Below are 2,194 nucleotides of genomic sequence, written 5' to 3' on the forward strand. Positions count from 1 at the left end.
CCTCCCCCACCCCACCCCCGTACACCCGCGCTGACCTGTCCACCTGCGCCAGATGCCGTAGCGCGTCCAGCATCGCGTCGCCCACCACCGTCCCCACGATGACCCCTTCGACCAGCGCCTCACGGCCCTGCTTCGCCGCGGCGTAGCGCAGGTCGGCGCGGGCGATCTGCTCCGCCACCGCCGCGTAGTCGTCCAGTACCTCCGCGAAGTCCCCCTGGCCGAGCCGCTCCAGGGTCGCCAGCGCGGTGGCCAGCGAGTCGACGGCCGCACAGTCAGGGTCCACCCGCCACCCCCGGTCGGCGATCAGCGCGACGACGCGTTCGCGGGCCTCACCCAGTTCCGGATCGAGCCCGGCGGGCGGGAAGCGCTGGACGAGCAGTTCCGACGCCACTCCCAGCACCTTGTGCACCGATCTGCCGGGGTCGTCCACCGCCGCGAGGACATCCGCGATGGCGGCCACCTTCAGCCCGCCCACATCGAGCATCGCGCGGATCAGCCGCAGCCTGCGTTCGTGCGACTCGTCGTAGGTGGCCTGGTTGGGGCTGGTCAGCCGCCCGGCGGGGAGCAGCCCCTCCCGTACGTAGTACTTGATCGTCGGTACCGGAACCCCGGTCCGCCGGCTCAGCTCGCCAATGCGCACGGCTGTCTCACCTTTCCGCCCTTGCCCTTACCGAGCCCCATCATAGATAGTGGCACTAACGGATAGCGGACAGTGCCACTATCCGTATTCCACGGGGGTACTCCCATGCCGTCTTCCTGGCGTTCCTGGCACCGGCCGCTGATGGCCCTCGCCGCTTCCATGGCCGTTCTGTCGGTCGTCTGCGCCATCGGTCTGATCGCGGACGACCGCGTACTCGTCGGCTCACGAATCTGGTTCAAACCCTTCAAGTTCTCGGTCTCGTTCACGCTCTACGGCCTGTCCCTGGCCTGGATGCTGTCGCTCACCACCCGCGCCCGCAGGCTGGGCTGGTGGGCGGGGACCGTCATCGCCGTCACCTCGGTGGTCGAGATGGCGGTCATCGTCGGCCAAGTGGTACGCGGCAGGCGCAGCCACTTCAACTTCGAGACCGGGCTCGACACGACGCTGTTCACCATCATGGGCACCACGATCGTCGTCCTCTGGGTCGCCACGATGGTCATCGCGATCCTGATGTTCCGCTTCCGGCTCGCCGATCCCGCGTCCACCTGGGCACTGCGGCTCGGTGCCGTGATCGCTCTGGTGGGCCTGGCACTCGGGTTCCTGATGCTCCTGCCCACCGCCGAGCAGTCGGCGGCCGACGGGAGCGGTTCGGGCGACATCGTCGGAGCGCACTCGGTGGGCGTGCCGGACGGCGGCCCGTCGATGCCGGTCACCGGCTGGTCGACGACCGGCGGGGATCTGCGTATCCCCCACTTCGTGGGCATGCACGCCCTCCAACTGCTCCCGCTGTTCCTGCTCGTCCTGCTGCTGCTCGCCCCCCGCCTGCCCCGGCTGCGGGACGAGGGCGTCCGGCTGCGCCTGGTGGTGACGGCATCGGGGACATACGCCGGTCTGCTCGCCCTGGTCACCTGGCAGGCGCTGCGCGGCCAGCCACTGATCCATCCGGACGGCGCGACGCTCATCGCGCTGGCCGCGATCCTCACCGCCGGAGCGATCGGCGCGTACGCGTCGGTGCGCCCGGCCCGCCCGCACCCCGGTGCGGTCCCGCAGCGGGACGGCACCGAGAAGGAGTACGCACGATGACCGGCTTCCTCTTCCAGCTCGCCTTCCTCCTGGCCGTCCCCGTCTGGCTGCTGATGATCTTCGCGCCGGGGTGGCGCACCACGGCCCGGATCGCCTCCTCACCGCTGACGGTCATCCCGGTCCTGGTCGTGTACACGGCCCTGGCGCTGCCCGTCCTGCCCGAGCTGTGGACCCTGGTGAGCGCCCCCGACCTGGACGGGCTCCAGAAGCTGGTCGACATCGACGGCGGCGCGGGCGCGCTGTGGGCGCAGATCATCGCCTGGGATCTGCTGCTCGGGCAGTGGATGTTCCTCGAAGCGCGGCGGCTGGGGATCCACCCGCTGGTGATGGGCCCGCTGCTGGTGCTGACGATCCTGCTGTCGCCCTTCGCGCTCCCGGTCTTCCTGGTACTGCGCGCGGCGAAGAGCCGGTCGGCCACCGCCGTCCCCGACCGGGCGGCCGTCTGAGCACCGCATGGGCCGGGCCCCGCAC

The 2,194-nt window shown here is 70.7% G+C and carries 3 protein-coding genes; 2 read left to right on the top strand and 1 reads right to left on the bottom strand.

Translation table 11 applies throughout. From position 1 onward, the window contains the following. Positions 1 to 640: MerR family transcriptional regulator (locus ACWF94_RS39205; protein WP_453499868.1), on the bottom strand; the 640-nt coding region annotated here is incomplete at its 3' end. A gap of 159 nt (positions 641 to 799) precedes the next feature. Here ACWF94_RS39205 and ACWF94_RS39210 point away from each other — a divergent pair. Then, positions 800 to 1,723 (top strand): hypothetical protein, encoded by a 924-nt coding sequence (locus tag ACWF94_RS39210; protein ID WP_453499872.1) that lies wholly within the window; start codon positions 800 to 802, stop codon positions 1,721 to 1,723. Beyond that, on the top strand, positions 1,720 to 2,169 hold the full coding sequence (locus ACWF94_RS39215) for an ABA4-like family protein (protein WP_453499870.1): 450 nt from the start codon (positions 1,720 to 1,722) through the stop codon (positions 2,167 to 2,169). The genes ACWF94_RS39210 and ACWF94_RS39215 overlap by 4 nt, the downstream gene beginning before the upstream one ends. Positions 2,170 to 2,194 lie beyond the last annotated feature (25 nt).

This window comes from Streptomyces sp. NPDC055078 (assembly GCF_053607985.1).